This window comes from Pseudomonas sp. CFBP13528 (assembly GCF_005233615.1).
GTDB lineage: Bacteria > Pseudomonadota > Gammaproteobacteria > Pseudomonadales > Pseudomonadaceae > Aquipseudomonas > Aquipseudomonas fluorescens_AM.
The window spans coordinates 112,692-129,607 of the sequence record NZ_QGAJ01000009.1 but is presented as its reverse complement, the minus strand read 5'-3'; the positions used below and the strand labels follow the sequence as shown (position 1 = coordinate 129,607).

Genomic DNA, 16,916 nt, shown 5'->3' with positions numbered 1-16,916 from the left:
TACCAAACGCTCAAGGAGAATGACCCATGACCCAACCCTTCGATCCGCTGTCGGATCTCGCCAGTTCACTCAGCCAGGAATATGCCGAATCCCGCGACGCCCAGCGCGAGCGTGCGATGGCCGAACTCGAGCAGGTTATCCAGCGCGTCCCCGAACAGACCGAATTCACCAACTCGCGCCGGTACAAGGTGCGCGGCCCGCTGTTTTTGCTGATTGCCCTGGGCTTGCTGGGGTACGCCCTGAATCGCGGGGCCACCGGCCTGGCCGTGTGTGCCGCGGTGATGGCGGTGGTGTTTGTATTGATCACTTGGCAGCACCGCAACGCCGGGCAACACGCGTTTATGCGCTTGACCCGCCGCCAGTTGTTTGTAGACACCCTGAGCGCACCGTTGAATCTGGTGGACATTGTCGACGTCTGCGCCGGTGAGGAAGGCTGGCTGACGGTGCAGAAACTGATGTTGCGGCCCGATGCGCCCCTGCCTGTTCATCGCTCCGCGCGACAACTGTTCGGCAACCAGGCCCTGGCCCTGAAAAAGCCCCAGCCGCAGATCCGCATCCAATCTGCCGGCCTGATGCATGAGGGCGTTACCCTGGATTGCGACCAGGTTGCACACATCCTCAACGCCTATTGCCAAGCCGCCCACGCGCAACGACAGCTTGATGCGCTGCGCCAGGGCACTCGGAGCGATTCCTGAGTGGTTGTACGGTGAAATCTGGGTCATGAAATCAGGGCAGACCACACTTCAGATAGTGGTGGTCTGACCCTGTTTGTATGGCCCCGCATGTATGCGATGGGCAAGGCCGATAGACAGGGCATTTCACATACGCAGCATCGATTCACCGTCCATTCCGCAGGGAGGATCGAATGTGCCATGCCATCCAATCAGCGGGCGCCCAAACGAATCTGCGTAATACCTGGCGTCGCTGGGAATTTGTACCACTCCTCCCGCATAGGCAACGAGCATCAACGTACTCGCTCGATGCTCATTCGCCTCCTGGAAAAGGTTACTGCTGGGCAGCAGAGCTGGGTTGGACGGAACTGACCACAAGGAGCGATCCTCAAAGCTTGACCGATCCAGTAGAAGAGCGAGTTCACTGTGTCCATGCTCCCGAGCCACCTCAATTGCGGACTTCCCTTTGGCGCTCTGCCTGGCAGCTGAACCACCAAGGCGAATGAGTTCAATGCATGCAGCCTCGTGCCCGAAATAAGCGGCTTGGTGCAAGAATGTCCAGCCGGAGGAGGGCGCCTGGTACAGGCTGCAAAGCCGGCCGAGCAAAGGCTCTTGCATCCACTGCGACATAACGCTGTCCCAGTCTCCATTTTTGGCCTGCTCGTAAATTTGACTTATCAGATAGTTCAGAGCGCTCATGCGTTTACGACCTATGATCGACAGTGTGGTTCTAATCGGGATCAGGTTGCGCGGGATTATCTACGGTGGAGGTAACGCTGCGACATATCAGTTTTTCATTTGTTTAAAGTCTGCCCCCTTTTTTATTGCCGATTGTTCATTACGGCAATTCTGTTGTGACTGACGGCCATGCAATAGGTATGAGCAAATAATTCTGTCCTAATAGGCTTTTACTGGTTCAAAGGCGTCTGTCTGATGATACGAAGCACTTTCATATTCCTTTTGGCTGCAGGCATTGGCTGCGTCCACGCGGCCGAGAAGGTGCCGTTGGCGCGCGAAATCAAGGACTGGATTATCGGCTGCGATAACACACGAACATGCACGGCCATCAGTGCCGTGCAGCAGCGCGATGACACTGGTTTTTCAACGTTCAGCGTACGGATCACACGTGAAGCCGGCCCGCAGGGCGCCTTGCATGTCGGGGTGTTCAGCTACACGAAACCCCTCGGCCAGCCAACACTTGATGACGAACCGCTGAAGTCTCAATTTGAGCCTGGCGAACTGAAAGAAGGCGATACACCCGAGGTGTTTGCGCTGAACGGTAAGTCAGCCCAAGCCCTGATCACAGAATTGCGCAACGGGAACTACCTGGTACTGCCGTTCAAGGAGGATAAATCGTACGCATCGCTAAGCGGGATGAGTGCGGCGCTGTTGCTGATGGACTCGGTCCAGGGGCGGGTCGGCACGCAGGACGCCCTGATCTCCAAGGGGCCGGCGCCCGCTGGCAGCGTGCCGCAAGCCGCTGCCGCTCCGCTAGCGCCAAGTTGGCAGGCACCTGCCGCGCTGACGCCGGACAAAGCAAAAGAGATCACGGATGCCGTGGTGGTCGCCACGCGCAAGGACTGGCAGGAAGATCTGAATGAAGGTATCGCGCCAAAAGCCAAAGCGTATGCCTTGAGTTCAGATCAAGCGCTAGTGATCATCGAAACCGGCTGTGGGGCCTACAACTGTTTCTACACTATTTACCAAGCGCCCCTGGACCACCCGGAGCAGGCGCGTGCAGCGCTGATCGCCGACGTGCCAAACCTGCCGGAAAGAGAGCCCCAGGGCTTCGTAGAGTTTGATCCGGCCACGGGTGAACTAAGCAGTCAGGTAAGGGCGATGAGTATGGGCAATTGTGGCACTACGCTGCGCTGGCGTTACGATGGTAAGGGTTTCACGCTGACGCATGCGGCTGAAATGATCCCGTGCATGGGGCTGGATCAGGTGTATTGGCCTGTGTTGTGGCGTACCCAGGCAAGCCGCTGATACTGTCGGATATCCCACCATGCTGATGTTCCTGATTGATCCGAGCAGTGACACATTGGTTGCTTTGGACTGGTCAGGCCGTCGAAAGGGCAATCGCTTTTTCTAAGACGGCTTGTAACATCTTCTCCGGTGATTGTGCCTTGTTGAAGACGCTCGGTGCCAATGTATCAGCGTCGTTTTCAGTCGATTGCCTGAGAAGGGCGAGCGGCCCCGAGTGTTCTAACTGCTCTTGGTAAAGACTTTTGATACTGTCCCTAAAGCCATCAGGGTATGCCGCTTTCTCGACCGCTGGAAGATCATCGAAATAGTCCATGATGCCTTTGAAGATTTCACTGTTGTCACCGCCGTTCGTGATAGTGGCGTACAACTTGGAAAAATAGGTTTCATCCTGCTTGCTAAGCTCCCCATAGGCGGCATATCGTTCGGCATCCGTATAGGTTCCTGAATCATCATAAACAATATTGCTTAGCCCGTTTCGAGCCATACCTTCAAATGGGTTTGGAAGTTTTTCCGGGGGGAGTTTAGAAAGCCCAATTGCGTAATCCAGTGACTGCTGACCTAACGCCAAACGGGCAAGGTCGTCTGTTTTGGGAAGCAGGTCCTCATTATCAAGATTCCCGCCAGCAATCCGCTGCCCGAAATTGTACATATCGCTCTGACCTTTTGCATATTGTCCTTTTAAATCCTTATTGGACATAGAGGCTTGTTTATCATCAGCGTTACTTAATGCGTACAGTGCCCGTGCAGAATCGGAGATTGTGACGGTCTCCGTCGTCTTGAGGGCGACATCCCCTGAAGGTAAATTTACAGGGTTGGACGAAGGCGGCTTCTCTTGTGTAGACACTTTTGCCTGTGTGCTTGCTTGATACGATTTAATCGAAATATCCATGGTGATACTCCATGCGCTGGAGATAGATCGAGAGCTATCTTTAGCTAAAGTGCCTATACAAATGTCGGATTATTTGATTTCAAATTCGACAGTGTAGTTATAGGGAGGCGTCGATTGAATGGCTGTGATAGTGGCATTGCAAGTAGCCATATCAGAACCAGTGCTGGTGCCCATTTTAGTCCAGCTAGGAGTTTTAGTCGTTGGATTGACTTGGTGGCTTGCTGCAAAACGACATTTCTTATTACCTGACGTATAGACGAAGCGCATTCCTGAAACCGTATCCGCCACACTGGTCAGGGCAAATGTGGTCGTTGCAGACGGCAGAATCGTACTTGGGGAGGGGGCTACACTCCCTGAAAAGTACTCGAAGGTGTAGGCGGCTGGACCGGTCGTAGAGTTCTTTACCTTGACGGTGACGATTATGCCTGCCTGGGCAGATGCAATCATAGAGGCGAATAGAGTTGCTGCCCCGAACAGTTTAGCGAATCTCATAAATATCCCTTTAATTTGATAATCACTATGACTCTTGTCCTTGCGCGTCGTCTTGTATAGAAAAGACAGCAAGACTCAACCTCTATAACGGCAGGTGACCAGAATTCTTTAAGCCAAGGGTTGCCTTTTTGACACATCGGATGAACAGCGAATTCACTACCTGCAGGAACTAACACATATCCAGCCTGCAACCCTTCAATTTCAATAGCTTGCGCAGTGGTCCTGGTTGCCGCTGCCGGCTATCACCCTAGTCACAGTACATAGGTTGAGTTATTCATTTTCGCCATTGCCTGCCGGCACCACTATGCTCTGCTCGTTTCGGTAGAAAGATGGCACTGCCGCCATCCTCCTGGCAAAGTGGGCGGGCGCGTGGGTAGCGGCCACCGTCGGCAATGAAGAGCAGGCCGCCGTCGCTCGGGCGGCGAGGGCAGATCGGGTGTTGGACCGTCTCGCCCACTTCTGGAGCAATCGCATTGAACGCTTTAAGGACATCACCTGTGAAGTACGCAATCTGCGCCACCTTGCTTCTGGCGCTGAGCGGCTGCGTGACCATGTCGGGTGAGTACACCGTGACGGCTCACGACGCATCCGGCGCTCAGATAACAAAGCTCGGGACCTTCGTTGCCCAGGGCCATAACATTTACCCCATACGCAACGCCTTCTGCCTTAACGCGCCAGGGGCGACGGTGATCATTCGCGACGCCAAAACCGGCGAGGAACTGCGCAGCGAGAGTCCTTACCACTGCCGCTAACCCTGCCAGCAAACCTTCCGCTTCACCCCAAAGGCGGGTCAGGACTATGAATTGATTCTGTTGAACGGTGGCCAGTGCCTGGTCGCGTTGCAGCGTTTGAACCCGGCTGGCCAAACTGAAAACGAGCCTGTTGAAAAGGCACAGCTTTGCGTACGCCCAGGTGCATCATATCCAGCTGGCAGGCTGGGCCAATCGCCGGAACATGCTGACGAACATAATAATTGTCGAATTCACTGCTTTCGATGAACTGGAAGCCATGGCGGGTATAAAAGCGATTGGAAGCGCTTTCTTTGAGAGCGCCCACTTTAAGAGGAAGCGCAGCTGCATCCGCCTCTTTGAAAATCTGCGTGAGAACAGCAGACCCCACCCCTGATCCTTGCGCGCTCGGCCTTACATACAAATGATCGAGCAAGAGTTCAGTGCGGTGATGTTTGACCACTACGAAACCCACCCTCTCTCCAGATACCTCGATGTAACGTGTGTAGCGAGCTTCAAAGCCGCTAAGAAACCGCTCCCGCGCACGGACCGGATCAAACCGCCCAACACGCTCCAGACTTTCGCGCATGGCCTCAATTCGAATGGCTACCAGATTATCCAAGTCGCTTTGTTGAGCGGGGACCAAAATGATGGGGGAATTTTGATTGGGTGTGACGGGCATTTGGTGTGCTCCAACTACCATCCTGGGGGCTCAGTATAGAGAGCCTGATTCTGATGAAGCGACCCGCATGGTATGTTCACGGCATAAATGGAGTAACGGCCGCCAGGAAGGAAATTGCAATGCCAGTCGACACCCACCCAATCCGCATTCTCTCGCAACGCCTTAGTATTGAGCCCTTCTGCGAGCAGGACGTTGCTGAGTCTTTCCCTTGTCTCACACCGTCTCTGACTCGCTACATGTCCTGGGAACCGCCTGCCTCGCTAGAAGAGTACGCGCAAGTCTGGGAGCAGTGGCTGCCTGCGATAGCGGATGGCAGCGACATCGTGTTCACGGTCAGGGAACTGGTGAGTGCCCGTTTTACCGGCTTGGTCGGGCTGCACCATACCGGCAGTGAAACACCGGAGTTGGGTATCTGGATCCGTGAAGATAAACACGGGCTGGGCTTTGGTGGTGAAGCGGTGCGGGCAGTTGTTCAGTGGGCTAGCAAGCGGGTGGCGGCGAAGTGCTTCATCTACCCTGTTGCGACGCAGAATCGTGCGAGTCGACGTATTGCCGAAGCTTTGGGGGGAGTCGTCATTGAGAGGCGAATGACGGAGAAATATGATTCGGTTGTGTACCAGATACCGGGGGGTTAACTCTGGGTAACAGGTTTGCCGATTGTTGTCCTTCACGAACGGCAGAAACCGGCCAAAAGCGGCCTTCCGTTGAACGCAGTTCCTTCCCCATTTGAGCACCAGCAGATCCATACAACTGTTGTCCCCTTGAAGGCTAGGCGCGTTGCTACTTTATCCTCAGCCCTGGCATCCTGAGTAGCCTGCGCACCGATGCCAACCAGTCGCGAGCTAAAATGCTAAACAAAGCGAAGGGCACTCTTTTATTACCAAACGCTATTATGAATAACGGAAGTTCAACCATGAATGAAGAGTGGATTCTCCAAACCAAAGAAACTCGCAGAGTATTTTGTAACGCGACATGGGTTCCTTTGAGAGCGTCTGTAGAAGACAAGAAAGGAGATTTAAAAGAGATAGGTCATGTCAGTGAGTATTTCGGTTGTGGCTCGGTTGCATTCCCTCCAGAACATCGAGTCTTTGTAGAAGAGCGCCTTGGCTGGAGCGACATAGGAATAGGGCACACGGTCGCCCCGTATGCGTACGGAGATGGATATTATGCGTCAATCGATCAATATCAATATAACGATAAAGAGCCAATAGGCTTTAACTTGGTTTACGTGCTGCCGCAACCCGTCATAGGTGGCAATAAATGGATATTGAGTCCGGATCTCATCGTTGCGCTGCGTCTCATCAAAGAAGGTGATAACTGGGTTAGACCTGAAGAAAACTTCGTCGTAGTAGCTCGCGAAACCTTCGACGCGAACGGCGAACATCGTCTTATTGAGATAAAAAGAGAGTTTCTAATTGATTATTTGGCAGCTAGAAATTTGTCACTTCGCCTATCGTATTATCGACAGAGAGTAGAAAATGTCGCCGCTTTGCAGAATAGCAATTATTCAAATTTGCAAACACGAAGCGAGGAAAGAGATAATGGCAGGTTCGAGCTAATCGTTAGGGATCTCAATGACGTGTTCGGGGGAAGCTGGGCGATGTTTCGTGCTTGGAGGACGGACGTCGATGAGGATGAAGACGCTCCGGTGATGGGGCCTGAAAATGATACGAACACAGGCCATGAAAGCTCCGATGGGCAACGTGGAGGCTATGCAGGCGTTCGAGTCGAGGGTGAGTTTTGGCGGGAGGAGTGGGTCGACCACCAATCAAAAAGCCAGCGTGTTCGTGGAGATACCGATCAGAACCTCCCTCAATTCATCGTGGAAACTGATGGAACTCGAATGCCATCACGGGCGCTTAGGAACGAGGACATCGGTCGTTGGTTATGGTTTCGGGCTAGCGTTATCACTGAGCTTCTGAATAACCGCGGCTTTAAGTTGACCTGGTACACTGGCGAAACTGGGGCTATTCAGTCCACATCAGGGTATAAAACTCACTTTGGGATCAATAGCGCTGACCTGATTACTGTCTACGCCAATGACATCGCACGCTTGGCCTCGTGGGAACAACATGTTTGGGCAGCACATAACACTGCTCCAGAAGGGAAAGTCTCAAGCGAGTTGCTAGAATCGCAGGTAAAGGCAAAACCAGCATCTACACATGCGGTTGAAGAACTATTCTTTGGAAGCATGAGGCTTCTAGAAGATGGGTTTCGGGAAAAATACAATATATCCTTATTTGCCCATGACATTAATGACACCGAGGTCGGACAACAAATATCTAGATTTTCGAGCAAGGATAGACCAACCCTACTCAGATTGGCCAAAGATATTATTCGAGTATTCTCGGACAGACTCAACGTGCGCGAATTACGCAAGCTTTCTACACACGCAGAGAAAGATAAGCTTGGTTCGAATAAATTGCTACAAAGTATCTTGGCTCAGAGTATTGGAACCGACGGCGCCCAGCGAGTGTTTGCTGAAATTGCCGGTGCTTATGACATGCGAGTGGGAGATGCGCACCCTACTGGTTCGAAGGTTACAGATGCGATCAAGCTCGCGGGCGTCAATGAAGATAATTCGCCCTTAAGACAAGGAGAGCAGCTAATTCACAACGTTGGGCGGTCGATTTGGTATACAGGAAAATACTTGTTCGGCGAGCCTGGTGGTCTAGTCGAGTAGCAGTTAAGGACGCTGGGAAGATTAATTCTTCCCCTCGGCTCGCCTGGCACTCGTCCGCGAAGCCGCTCGCCAGTTTAGCGCAGCGGCTTCGCGCGCAGCGATAGCAATGCCAACGCTGAGATGGTCGAAAGCTGCCTTTTATGATCGTCCGCTTCTGGCAGATTGTCGCCCGGCGTGAAGGGCTGCAATGGGTCGATTTTTGCCTGTTACGAGGGGCAGAAATCGGCCAATTGCGGACGCTCCGCCTGACTGCTATCACACAATACCATTCAGGCGGATGCGGCTAGCAAAATAGGGTTAATGCACATTTTTACAAATACCCTCTGCTACTCATCATCCAGCGACTACGCTCAGAGATCCTAACCTTGCTGGAGCCTCATAATGACGAATGGAATTTTTCACGTTGACTTTCGCGCAAGCACCGGTGACTACGGTGACGGTTTGGTGGTTGTGAAAGATGGCACAGTAAATGGCGGGGATCCTCACTACCTTTATCAAGGGCAAGTCCCTACAGTCTCGGGTTCGTTTGAGTCCAAATTCACTGTGAGAAAGTGGCGCGACGGGAATACAAATGTGGTTGGGGTTGACAACTACATCCTTGACGCGAAGGGTCTCGTCAACTATGAAACTGGAACTCTCGAACTTCAGGGATCTGTAGTCGGAGCCCCTCACCTGACCATCCAACTGAAAGGGAAAAAAATCCAAGCCGCCATATAGTTTTGGATATTGGGGGCTGCTGTTATTGATATTAAGGCAGCTCCTTTTTGTTATTTTGCCCTATTTGTGCAATCTACCTGAGCCATGCCGCAAGCTTCTGCTTTTGATTAATATTTCTATCGGCCCGCAACGGACGGTGGCACCACAGGCGAATCAGTCAGACGCGGCGATGGTACGGGTCCTGTGCTACCCATCACGACGGGCATTGATCGGCCAGAAGCTGCCACTCAATGGTATCTATCAAGCCAAGGGTGATTCACTAGAGCATTGCATGCATACCCTGATGGATTCCCACCTAGAGGTGCTGGCAACTGATCCCCGTACATAGCGCTCCAGCAAGTAAAGCGAGGCCAGCTATGATGTGTAGTCTGCTAGAGTGGTGAAGCCAGCACGAGGCTCTCAGGTTGAAGGGTGATACGGATGTCAAGCAAGAAAGATGAAGATAAGATCACACGGGATCACTTTGTAACTGGTCACGCTACTGAAATAGTTGAATCGCTAACATTCCACGTTGACCCTATAACTGGTATTCCCAGCATTCTAGAATTAGATCCTAGTACACTACGTAGCGAAATTTCCTACCAAAAACAAAATGGTAAGGATAAAGTGATCTACTCAACGCCGGTCATGGGGTTTTCGACATTAAACGAAAGTCATCTAGATCAGCTCAAGAAACAGTTCGATTACTTAATTGCAGTTGATACCAACACCATCGAAAAGCCCAAGCGTACACAAGGATGCAGAGTTAGCGTGTGTGCGAGCAGCGCAATTAGCCAATCTTTAGACTCTCTGCCAGCGGACGTGCAGTCACAACCAGTTGCCGCCTACTTGATTTTAGATCCTGGCCCCACCGTGAACCCAGAGCCTCTTGGATGGCATTTGAATATATCTCGTCTCACCACCATTCCAGCTTTGATCTCAAAGCGAGTGGGCGTGATTGTTGATAGTGAGTTGGGGCTACTCCCCGACATCAACGCTCGAAAGATCCCCTACTACGGCGAACACATGTTGCCCGGCAACATGACGCTGATTTACGCCTCAAGCGACAAGCCAGAGATATTTGTCAACCAGATGCTTAAACACTGTGACGCAATGGCTGAGCTTGGGATTGCCGAGTTTAGGAAGAGTGCCCCTAGCTTGCTGTCGCGCCTAAGTGGTCAGAAATACGGCACTGCCATCTGTGTCCCAATCGTCCAGAAGAAGCAAAAGTGAATAGCCCTCGGCTTACCTTCTAGGTTGCTGCGTACCGTTTTTCAAACTATACCGGTAACTGAAACGCCCCTATTCAGTAGATAGACAGAGTGACCGCTTTTGGCCGAAAGCAGTCGCCGCTTTCGTCATCGCAGAGGGTTTTGTGCTGGGGCTGGAGTCCACCAAGGTGATCAAAAAACAAATCGCCGAGTCGTTGTACGTGGCTTACGACGACGCGGCGAGTTATCTAGCTATTGAGTCGAAGTGTTAATCATCAGCCAGGGCAGGGCGCTTCGCGGTCTAGGAGTCTGGCGGTGAGGAGTACGCCCAGTTCGCTCAGTTGATGGATCGCGAGCGCGATGTCGCGGTGTTTGCCGTTGAGGTCTTCGGACAGGTCGAGCAGCAGGGTGCTGACGCTGGTGAAGGTTTCGTAGCTGTTGGTGATGAGGGTTTCGTTGCTGGCGTTGGGGGCAACGTTGAAGAGGGCACTTGAATCTGCTTTTGACATGAGTAGACATCCTGAGTGATGCCACCACCTTTCCGCTACTAAACAGTGGGTGGCAGCTGTACGCAGGTTAGTAGACCGGTGGATATCTAAAGCCGGCGCGCCCGAAGACGCCCTACGCACAGCCACCATCAAGCACAGACGCACTGTCTGACTGATGAAACTCATGCACTAATAGATACCCAAGCTCAGGCTACTAAACCCGAATCACTGAACAATTCAGCGACCGAGCCACCTTAGAGACGGCCACCCCAGCGCACAAGCCGGCGGATTCTGACGCACGCGTAGGCAATGGAGCAAGCCGCGGCGAGGGAATCGGATTTTGCCTTCAGGCGCTGCTCTGCGGTGCACTATAGGGGTCATGCACTATAGGGGTCAGACCACTATTAATCAGAAAGCCAGGGTCGGACCACACTCTATATAGTGGTGGCCTGACCCCGTTTGTACTTGCACACCCACAGCCAGAGCAGTTATTACACCCAGCCTGGCTGGAAAGTATTGGAGCGCTTTGAGGCCTGGGGAAAGAGCAATACCTTATGTCACGGCGTTTATAGTCAAGGCTGGCTTCAAATTTGTGCCGCTTTTTATAAGCAACAAAACTGTGATTTGACGTCTGCGTTTTCACACAGCCTGAGTCGATAGCTGCCACTGGCGTGCCCACGGCCCACATCAAGATCCCCAGAGACCTCAGAAGGGTCTCGCGCCCGGTCAGGAGAAGATTGACCTCAATGGAGATTCAACGGATCACGCATCTGCCGCCCCAAATCCTCGACCTGGAAAAAGCGGCAGTTGCAGAAGGCTTCAGGTTTCTCACCCGGCTGACTTCAGAATGGCAATCAGGCACCCATCGCTTTGATGCGCCTGGCGAATGCCTCATGGCGGCTTATCTGAACCAGCAGCTTGTGGGCATTGGAGGCCTGTCGGTTGATCCGTTCACCCATGACCGTACAGGAAGGCTGCGACGTGTGTATGTGGCGCCTGCGTCACGCGGGCAACAGGTTGGCCGCAGACTGGTTGGCGCATTGCTTGCCCACGCCGCAGTGCATTTTGAACGTGTGCGTCTCTACACCGACACCTCCCAGGGGAACACTTTTTACCTGCGCTGCGGATTCATTCGAATAGAAGACGCTCATGCGAGCCATATCGTGCAGGTCGCAAGCCTTTGAGTATGTTGGGCATCGGCAAGAATCGGTGACTCAGCTTTTAACAGGTTGCACTGCACGTTCAGATTCATTCGCGTATAGCTCAGGGCACCAAGGGAGCCGACCTACAGCCTCAACCCCCTTTTCAGCGCTTGGCCAGATACCGCCTTTTAAGCTTGCTGAAACGTTTCATCGAGTTTATAAATCGCACACAACTCCAAAAAAGGCTATCGCCATGACCCCACTCAAATTCGTTGTCGCCCTCAGCGCACTCTCTGCCGCCTCCCACGCCATGGCCTGGGACTACGTGCTCCTCGACACCGACAAAGCCGCCCAGAACTGGCAGGTCACCAGCCAGCAACTCGGCGTGCAAACCGACAAACCCTTCAGCGTAACCTTGCGCACCTTGCACGGCGGTCGGCAGGAGGGCGTGAGCATTGTCGACATCGATAACGGCACGATGAAGCTCTCGGTAGTGCCAACTCGCGGTATGAATGTGTTGCAGGCTTCGGTCGGCGAGGTGCGCATGGGGTGGGATTCACCGGTCAAGGAAGTGGTCAATCCTTCCTTTATCGAGCTCACTGGCCGCGGCGGGCTGGGCTGGTTGGAAGGTTTCAACGAGCTGGTCACCCGTTGCGGCTACGAATGGGTCGGTCACCCGGGCATCGACAATGGCGAATTGCTGACCCTGCATGGTCGGGCGGCGAATATCCCTGCGAACAAAGTCACCCTGCACATCGATGAAAAACCGCCGTACGCCATCACTCTGCGCGGTGAGCTGAAAGAGCAGGCGTTCAAGAAGGTCGACTTCTCCGTGGCGACCGAACTGGTCACCGAGCCCGGCAGCGTCGTGTTCGCGCTCAACGACACGCTGACCAACAACGGCGACTATCCGAAGGAATACCAGGCGCTGTATCACAGTAACTTCAGCACCCCGTTCCTGGAGCAGGGCGCGCAGTTCGCCGCGCCGGTTAAGCAGGTGTCGCCGTTCAACGACAAGGCCAAGGGCGAATTGGCCGACTGGCAAACCTACCGCGCACCCACCAAGGACTACGACGAAACGGTTTACAACGTGGTGCCCTATGCCGATGCCAAGGGCGATACCTTGACCGTGCTGCATAACAAGGCCGGCAGCCTGGGCGTGTCGGTTGGTTTCAATACGCAGACACTGCCGGTATTTTCCCTGTGGAAGAACACCGATACCCAAGGGCAGGGCTATGTCACGGGGCTGGAGCCGGGGACAAGTTTTTCCTACAACCGTCGTTATCAGCGGCCGCTGAACCTGGTGCCCACCATTGGGGCCAAGGAACACAAGCAGTTCCGCATCAGCTACAGCTTGTTGGCGGATAAGGCGGCTGTGGACAGGGCCTTGAAGCAGGTCAGCGAGATTCAGGCGGGTCGCGAGACCGAGGTGCGGCAGACGCCGTTGGTTGATTTGACCAAGGAGTAAGGCCAGCTAAAGCGCGGTCGGGCGCCTGCACTGCTCGCACACGCAGGCGCGGGGTTCACGCCCGGCGCGCGGTCAACAACACCGCCGCCGCCGCCGACAACAGCCCCGCGCAGCAACGATTGAAGAGCCGCTTGCCGCTCGGCTCGGCGAACCAGCGGCGCATGTGCAGGCCCATGTAGGCGTAGGCGCTGATGGCGATCCATTCCAGGGCCAGGAACAGTGCGCCCAACAAAGCGAATTGCGTGGTGATGGGTTGGCCGGGCACCACGAACTGCGGCAGGAAAGCGGTGAAGATCAGGATGGCTTTGGGGTTGCCTGCCGCCACCAGAAACTCCTGCCGCGCCAGGGCCCATAAGCCGACTTTTTTCGTCGCCGTTTCCGCTTCTGCCTGCGGGTCTGCACGCCACAGTTGATAGGCCAGGTAAAACAGATACGCCGCGCCGAGCAGCTTGATCGCGTAGAACAACAACTCCGATGTTTGCAGCACCACCGCCAGCCCGGCGGAGGCGAGGGCGATCATGCCGGCGAAGGCCAGCAAGCGGCCGATACCGGCGAGACATGAGGTGCGGTAGCCGTAACGGGTGGCGTTGCTCACCGACAGCAGGTTGTTGGGGCCGGGTGCCATGTTGAGGGCGAAACAGGCGGGCAGGAAGAGGGCGAGGGTGGCGAGGTCCATGGCGGCTCCGGAGTGGGTCGGGCGGGAGTGTCGAGAATAAGGGTTGTTGGGGCGGTGCGGCAATCCGTGCGCCGAAAGCGGGCGTTATCCAGCGGTATTACCCCTAGCGAAACTTAATTTCGTCATAGGGTCGCGTGCATAGTCAGACGACGGCAAGATGGAGCAAACCCATGATCCGCAGAGCGTTACCTGCCGACGCCAAGGCTGTCGCCCAGGTGCATATCAGCAGTTGGCAAGACGCGTATCGCGATCTGATGCCTGCCCATTACTTGAGCGCGCTGAATACAACGCTGGCTCAACGGGAAACGCATTGGCGCCGCTTGATTGCATCGGGCGAGTCGAACGTCTGGGTTGCGGAGTTGGACCAGCAGATTGTCGGTTGGATATCGGTCGGCGCCAGCCGCGATGACGATGCCGTTGGTGCAGATGCCGGTGAGGTCATGGCGCTCTATGTGTTGGCCCGGTATTGGCAAACAGGCGTCGGGCTGGCCCTGTGGCGCGCGGGCCTGCGGGATCTGATGGCGCAAGGATATGAGCGTTTGACGCTGTGGGTCCTGGCAGGTAATGAAAGGGCTATCCGATTTTATCGCAAGGCAGGATGTGTTGAGCAAACCGGAACAGAGCGCACGCTTGAGAGGGGCGGTGTCACCCTGGTGGAGGTGAGGTATGGGTTGACGATAATCCGAGTGACTCAGCCATGCTTCCTTTGAAAATAAACTGATAGCCCACAATATAAGAACCCACTGTGTTTGCCCGGGCAGTCACCCATACGGCATCCATGCCGCGCTGCCGTTGTTTGTCTAAATCCGATGGGTTTGTACAGAGTTCAGTCCAGCGTCCGGTGTTTATATCCTTGATGCGCAAGCCCGCCTCGCAACGGCTGAATTTGCCAGCGGCGGGCCCTGGGTAAGTGATTTCATACGCCGATTCGTAGTGGATGACGTCCCCGGGCAATAGGTAAACGCAGACGGCGTAAATATTGAAGGAACACGCAAAACCCAAGCAAAATCCGCCAAAAAAAGGGTCTACGGCCCGTGCTGATGTCTGTTGAGCGGGCCGAGAGTAGAACGCCTTTGCTGCAAAGATCAGTCCTACGACACATCCGGCTGTTATATAAGTGGTCCATTCAGGGATTGACGCCATTAGAACCGTGCGCATGCCAATGCGCGCGGCCCACAGCATGTAAAGTATCCAGGCACCAAACAGTGAACATATGATCGCCAGGAGCGCTGCTTTTTTTAACCTGTTCTCCTGTAAAAAATCCTTCAATTTTTGCGTGCTCTGTTTGTTCTAATCATGAGGATGGCGCTGAGATTGCCCATCATACAGATGCGCTTCCAATGCCCGCGCCTGTGGGGTCACCTTCCTGCAATCGGGCGTGGCTGGGCTTATGTTTCCGAATCGCTGGTGCCGGAAGTTGTCTAGCCTTTGACCTCGTCCGCTTCAGTCGACTTAATCTTCTCCAGATTCGACAGTGCGACCTCTTTGAATCGTGATGAAAGGCGGCGTAATCGCTTATGCATAATGATCGAATACACGCATGTAACGGAGCAGATGACCGTTATGACGGTTTGGTACTCAGGGGGCGCATAAAAAAATGCGGTGACGGCTCCTGCAAAAGCGTTGAGGGCGGCGCCACGGGCAATTCGGTCTCTGCTGACATAGGCCTCCATTGTCCTGACGGCATCTGGAACTGAACGCGCTAGAATTGCCGAGCTTCGTTCATAGGAGTCTTTCTTCGGCGTCCCGGCAATAGCAAAATATATTGAAGCGAGCTTAGTTCGAACGCCTTCGGCGATAGTCAGCTTTTCATCCAGTAGGCTGAATATTTCTCCACTTCTTCTTATGAGATAGGAGGACGTGGTGTCGATGTAAATGCCCAAAATGTACGTGATGGGCAGGTAAATGATAATAAAAACCTCTTTGTAATCATTTATTCTATCGAGTGGCAGCGGATAGTAATGATGGAATATCGCGGTCAGCCACGCTGAGGCGACTACGCCGGAAATAAGATATTCGATCAGGGCTACGGCAAATTGCATTTATTTCTCCGGTAGAGCGTATTCGAGCGCCAATGTGGTTAGGTGTTGGGACGCGTGCGCGCCGAGCGCTCACCTATATCCCTGTTGCGTTAGTAACTTGAATGGGGTGGCGTGGATGTCCTCGTAATCTTCTCGCTGGATGAGGATTTCGTTTTTCTTTCTGATCTGCTGGATTTTTTTCATTACGTTTCGGTGCGCTGACAAAAACATCGATTCGTTACCGAAGTAGGGCACAGAGAGAAGTTGTCTTTTCTTCTTGGCAGTGGGCAAAAGCATCTGCTCGTAGCATGGGCGGTACTGCTCGTCACAGCGGGCAAGCCAGCCGGCGTGCAGGCGCGCGGCGGGAAATTTGTCCTCGGTCATTGCGAGATTCGTGACAGAGTCAATTGTCCCCCACGTGGCGTCTTGCTGGTTTCTCTGTACTTTTACAGAGTCGTAAGCGATTCCGTGATGCGTTTCATAGTTGCAATAATCGTTGTAGACCCGTCTGATAACCTCATAAAATCTTTCGTCTTTAGTGGCAAATAAAGAACTCAGCAGTTGTGAAAATCTGGAGCCGTCGTGGGCTGCATACGTGAAGTGTGTATCTTTGCTGAACGTAAAATAACTGAATAGAAAATAGTCGCCAGGCTTGATGCCACATTCTTTTAATGCAATAAACGGATGGTCGGCCAAATAAAGCTTGCGTTCGCCCTCGGCGTTGAAGCGGCCGGCACGGACTTGCCCGGCGTTGGATGTTGGGGGGAAGAAGTCATCGACCATTAGAGGAGTTGATGACAGCTTGTCAAGTTTTTCTTCGCTGAGTTTTCGAACTCTTGAAAAGACCGAGCCTTTGCAGTAAGTGCGCGATACGATCTCAAACTCCGCAAAGCTGAAGCTGGCGGGTGATGAGTCTGGCATGAGAAATTTTCGGATCGCCGTGCAATATCCTTCAACCCCTCGGCAGGGATCAAACTTGTCGAAATTGGGTATAGGAGACGCGTAGAAGCGACGCGCGAAAGGCGGCTCTATTTTCATACTTAAATTCCTTTTAAATTATCGAACCTGCTGGCCCAGAGCACA

The 16,916-nt window shown here is 53.6% G+C and carries 17 protein-coding genes and 1 pseudogene; 10 read left to right on the top strand and 8 right to left on the bottom strand.

All coding sequences use genetic code 11. From position 1 onward, the window contains the following. The first annotated feature begins 26 nt into the window (after positions 1 to 26). Positions 27 to 695: a hypothetical protein gene (locus tag PspCFBP13528_RS17805; RefSeq protein WP_232790588.1), complete on the top strand. Its 669-nt coding sequence runs from the start codon at positions 27 to 29 to the stop codon at positions 693 to 695. Between the two features lie 123 nt (positions 696 to 818). Here PspCFBP13528_RS17805 and PspCFBP13528_RS17800 read toward each other — a convergent pair whose 3' ends face one another. Then, positions 819 to 1,370, bottom strand: a complete 552-nt coding sequence (locus tag PspCFBP13528_RS17800; RefSeq protein ID WP_101220887.1) for an ankyrin repeat domain-containing protein — start codon at positions 1,368 to 1,370, stop codon at positions 819 to 821. Between the two features lie 234 nt (positions 1,371 to 1,604). On the opposite strand from PspCFBP13528_RS17800, the gene PspCFBP13528_RS17795 reads away from it, so the two are divergent. Beyond that, positions 1,605 to 2,657, top strand: coding sequence for a DUF1176 domain-containing protein (locus PspCFBP13528_RS17795; protein ID WP_137201005.1), 1,053 nt, complete (start codon positions 1,605 to 1,607; stop codon positions 2,655 to 2,657). Positions 2,658 to 2,730: 73 nt separating this feature from the next. On the opposite strand, the gene PspCFBP13528_RS17790 is transcribed toward PspCFBP13528_RS17795, so the two are convergent. Both PspCFBP13528_RS17790 and PspCFBP13528_RS17785 read right to left on the bottom strand, forming a co-directional pair. Beyond that, positions 2,731 to 3,546, bottom strand: a complete 816-nt coding sequence (locus PspCFBP13528_RS17790; RefSeq protein WP_137201003.1) for a hypothetical protein — start codon at positions 3,544 to 3,546, stop codon at positions 2,731 to 2,733. 69 nt (positions 3,547 to 3,615) lie between these two features. After that, the gene (locus PspCFBP13528_RS17785) at positions 3,616 to 4,110 is read right to left on the bottom strand and encodes a hypothetical protein (protein ID WP_241669105.1); all 495 of its coding nucleotides are present in this window, start codon (positions 4,108 to 4,110) and stop codon (positions 3,616 to 3,618) included. A 425-nt stretch (positions 4,111 to 4,535) separates the two neighbouring features. Between PspCFBP13528_RS17785 and PspCFBP13528_RS17775 the strand changes: the two genes are divergently transcribed. Then, positions 4,536 to 4,790 (top strand): hypothetical protein, encoded by a 255-nt coding sequence (locus PspCFBP13528_RS17775; RefSeq protein ID WP_101220890.1) that lies wholly within the window; start codon positions 4,536 to 4,538, stop codon positions 4,788 to 4,790. Positions 4,791 to 4,977: 187 nt separating this feature from the next. Here the strand turns inward: PspCFBP13528_RS17775 and PspCFBP13528_RS17770 are convergent. Further along, positions 4,978 to 5,448, bottom strand: a pseudogene (locus PspCFBP13528_RS17770) (GNAT family N-acetyltransferase); the annotation flags it as partial. A gap of 119 nt (positions 5,449 to 5,567) precedes the next feature. On the opposite strand from PspCFBP13528_RS17770, the gene PspCFBP13528_RS17765 reads away from it, so the two are divergent. The 4 genes from PspCFBP13528_RS17765 (at position 5,568) to PspCFBP13528_RS17750 (ending at position 10,060) form a co-directional block, all read left to right on the top strand. After that, the gene (locus tag PspCFBP13528_RS17765) at positions 5,568 to 6,083 is read left to right on the top strand and encodes a GNAT family N-acetyltransferase (protein ID WP_065952591.1); all 516 of its coding nucleotides are present in this window, start codon (positions 5,568 to 5,570) and stop codon (positions 6,081 to 6,083) included. Positions 6,084 to 6,361: 278 nt separating this feature from the next. Further along, complete coding sequence (locus tag PspCFBP13528_RS17760) at positions 6,362 to 8,131, top strand: hypothetical protein (protein ID WP_137201001.1); 1,770 nt, start codon at positions 6,362 to 6,364, stop codon at positions 8,129 to 8,131. Positions 8,132 to 8,512: 381 nt separating this feature from the next. Next, a complete protein-coding gene (locus PspCFBP13528_RS17755; RefSeq protein ID WP_124433416.1) occupies positions 8,513 to 8,848 on the top strand; it encodes a GrlR family regulatory protein in 336 nt (111 codons plus the stop codon). Positions 8,849 to 9,268: 420 nt separating this feature from the next. Further along, positions 9,269 to 10,060 carry a hypothetical protein gene (locus PspCFBP13528_RS17750; protein ID WP_137200999.1) on the top strand — a complete coding sequence of 264 codons (792 nt, stop codon included), beginning with the start codon at positions 9,269 to 9,271 and terminating at the stop codon, positions 10,058 to 10,060. 253 nt (positions 10,061 to 10,313) lie between these two features. Here PspCFBP13528_RS17750 and PspCFBP13528_RS17745 read toward each other — a convergent pair whose 3' ends face one another. Then, entirely contained in the window at positions 10,314 to 10,547 is a 234-nt protein-coding gene (locus tag PspCFBP13528_RS17745) for a DUF6124 family protein (RefSeq protein ID WP_065896840.1), read from the bottom strand. 716 nt (positions 10,548 to 11,263) lie between these two features. Here PspCFBP13528_RS17745 and PspCFBP13528_RS17735 point away from each other — a divergent pair. Both PspCFBP13528_RS17735 and PspCFBP13528_RS17730 read left to right on the top strand, forming a co-directional pair. Continuing rightward, a complete protein-coding gene (locus PspCFBP13528_RS17735) occupies positions 11,264 to 11,710 on the top strand; it encodes a GNAT family N-acetyltransferase (RefSeq protein ID WP_137200997.1) in 447 nt (148 codons plus the stop codon). Positions 11,711 to 11,921: 211 nt separating this feature from the next. After that, the gene (locus tag PspCFBP13528_RS17730; protein WP_137200995.1) at positions 11,922 to 13,136 is read left to right on the top strand and encodes an aldose 1-epimerase family protein; all 1,215 of its coding nucleotides are present in this window, start codon (positions 11,922 to 11,924) and stop codon (positions 13,134 to 13,136) included. A gap of 55 nt (positions 13,137 to 13,191) precedes the next feature. Here the strand turns inward: PspCFBP13528_RS17730 and PspCFBP13528_RS17725 are convergent, their stop codons facing one another. After that, complete coding sequence (locus PspCFBP13528_RS17725; RefSeq protein ID WP_137200993.1) at positions 13,192 to 13,812, bottom strand: LysE family translocator; 621 nt, start codon at positions 13,810 to 13,812, stop codon at positions 13,192 to 13,194. Positions 13,813 to 13,982: 170 nt separating this feature from the next. On the opposite strand from PspCFBP13528_RS17725, the gene PspCFBP13528_RS17720 reads away from it, so the two are divergent. After that, positions 13,983 to 14,522: a GNAT family N-acetyltransferase gene (locus tag PspCFBP13528_RS17720; RefSeq protein ID WP_137200991.1), complete on the top strand. Its 540-nt coding sequence runs from the start codon at positions 13,983 to 13,985 to the stop codon at positions 14,520 to 14,522. Positions 14,523 to 15,233: 711 nt separating this feature from the next. Here PspCFBP13528_RS17720 and PspCFBP13528_RS17710 read toward each other — a convergent pair. Both PspCFBP13528_RS17710 and PspCFBP13528_RS17705 read right to left on the bottom strand, forming a co-directional pair. Further along, positions 15,234 to 15,854, bottom strand: a complete 621-nt coding sequence (locus PspCFBP13528_RS17710) for a hypothetical protein (RefSeq protein WP_137200989.1) — start codon at positions 15,852 to 15,854, stop codon at positions 15,234 to 15,236. A 69-nt stretch (positions 15,855 to 15,923) separates the two neighbouring features. Further along, the gene (locus PspCFBP13528_RS17705) at positions 15,924 to 16,871 is read right to left on the bottom strand and encodes a hypothetical protein (protein ID WP_137200987.1); all 948 of its coding nucleotides are present in this window, start codon (positions 16,869 to 16,871) and stop codon (positions 15,924 to 15,926) included. Positions 16,872 to 16,916 lie beyond the last annotated feature (45 nt).

Bases quoted from the DNA above. Each gene is read 5' to 3' on its own strand.
- PspCFBP13528_RS17805 (WP_232790588.1), top strand. From the start codon at position 27: ATGACCCAACCCTTCGATCCGCTGTCGGATCTCGCCAGTTCACTCAGC.
- PspCFBP13528_RS17800 (WP_101220887.1), bottom strand. From the start codon at position 1,370: ATGAGCGCTCTGAACTATCTGATAAGTCAAATTTACGAGCAGGCCAAA.
- PspCFBP13528_RS17795 (WP_137201005.1), top strand. From the start codon at position 1,605: ATGATACGAAGCACTTTCATATTCCTTTTGGCTGCAGGCATTGGCTGC.
- PspCFBP13528_RS17790 (WP_137201003.1), bottom strand. From the start codon at position 3,546: ATGGATATTTCGATTAAATCGTATCAAGCAAGCACACAGGCAAAAGTG.
- PspCFBP13528_RS17765 (WP_065952591.1), top strand. From the start codon at position 5,568: ATGCCAGTCGACACCCACCCAATCCGCATTCTCTCGCAACGCCTTAGT.
- PspCFBP13528_RS17760 (WP_137201001.1), top strand. From the start codon at position 6,362: ATGAATGAAGAGTGGATTCTCCAAACCAAAGAAACTCGCAGAGTATTT.
- PspCFBP13528_RS17755 (WP_124433416.1), top strand. From the start codon at position 8,513: ATGACGAATGGAATTTTTCACGTTGACTTTCGCGCAAGCACCGGTGAC.
- PspCFBP13528_RS17750 (WP_137200999.1), top strand. From the start codon at position 9,269: ATGTCAAGCAAGAAAGATGAAGATAAGATCACACGGGATCACTTTGTA.
- PspCFBP13528_RS17745 (WP_065896840.1), bottom strand. From the start codon at position 10,547: ATGTCAAAAGCAGATTCAAGTGCCCTCTTCAACGTTGCCCCCAACGCC.
- PspCFBP13528_RS17730 (WP_137200995.1), top strand. From the start codon at position 11,922: ATGACCCCACTCAAATTCGTTGTCGCCCTCAGCGCACTCTCTGCCGCC.
- PspCFBP13528_RS17725 (WP_137200993.1), bottom strand. From the start codon at position 13,812: ATGGACCTCGCCACCCTCGCCCTCTTCCTGCCCGCCTGTTTCGCCCTC.
- PspCFBP13528_RS17720 (WP_137200991.1), top strand. From the start codon at position 13,983: ATGATCCGCAGAGCGTTACCTGCCGACGCCAAGGCTGTCGCCCAGGTG.
- PspCFBP13528_RS17710 (WP_137200989.1), bottom strand. From the start codon at position 15,854: ATGCAATTTGCCGTAGCCCTGATCGAATATCTTATTTCCGGCGTAGTC.
- PspCFBP13528_RS17705 (WP_137200987.1), bottom strand. From the start codon at position 16,871: ATGAAAATAGAGCCGCCTTTCGCGCGTCGCTTCTACGCGTCTCCTATA.